The sequence below is a fragment of the Photorhabdus sp. HUG-39 genome, from assembly GCF_963878365.1.
Taxonomy (GTDB): Bacteria; Pseudomonadota; Gammaproteobacteria; order Enterobacterales; family Enterobacteriaceae; genus Photorhabdus; species Photorhabdus kayaii.
This window is the reverse complement of record NZ_CAWNWY010000113.1, coordinates 1-661: the sequence shown is the minus strand read 5'-3', so window position 1 is coordinate 661 and position 661 is coordinate 1. Positions and strand designations below refer to the sequence as shown.

Annotated in this window: 1 pseudogene; it reads left to right on the top strand. The window is 33.4% G+C overall.

Features of this window, described 5'->3' with window-relative positions:
- Positions 1-468: 468 nt before the first annotated feature.
- Positions 469-661, top strand: a pseudogene (locus AAC155_RS24265) (SAM-dependent methyltransferase); the annotation flags it as partial.

Below are 661 nucleotides of genomic sequence, written 5' to 3'. Positions count from 1 at the left end.
AGTCGAACATCCTTGAGAAATAAGCCCCTGAGATTCACCTTTTATCGTCACATAAATCATATTTGCCATAACTATACCTACTTAATTTACCTTATGTTCAAGTTCTCATTCTGAGTTATTTTCCTTTGATTTCAATAAAATAATTGTAATTTCCATAAGATAATTGTAGCAAATTGTTAATTATCTTATATAAATGTAAATATTGAAGGCTCGTAGTCAGACCAAATATATAAACAAATTCCATTCACTATTACTATCCTTTAGCAAAGAAAAAACTGCAAATTAATCAATATCAACCGACAACATCAGATTGAATTTATACATCACCGACTCCCTATAAATTCTCACTCTGTAGAGATTAGAAACCCATTTATTATATGTTGAAAATAATCCGATTATCTGATTAAGTTATGTCATCTAACGTCAGGCCAACATGTTAAAAGCTACCACAGGAACAAATAGAGTATTATGAAAAGAAACATTCAACCCGGTTTCTGTGTTGTACAGCAATCTGGAGGATTAAGTTTTCAAGCCAGTCTGTTATTCAGCCATTCAAATAGCGAAGCGGCTCGCTATTTTATGGCATTAAATTCAAATTACCGATTCCTGAAACCGGGGCAAATTCTGCTGGTAGCAGATCCAGATTCCTATAATCCCCCGC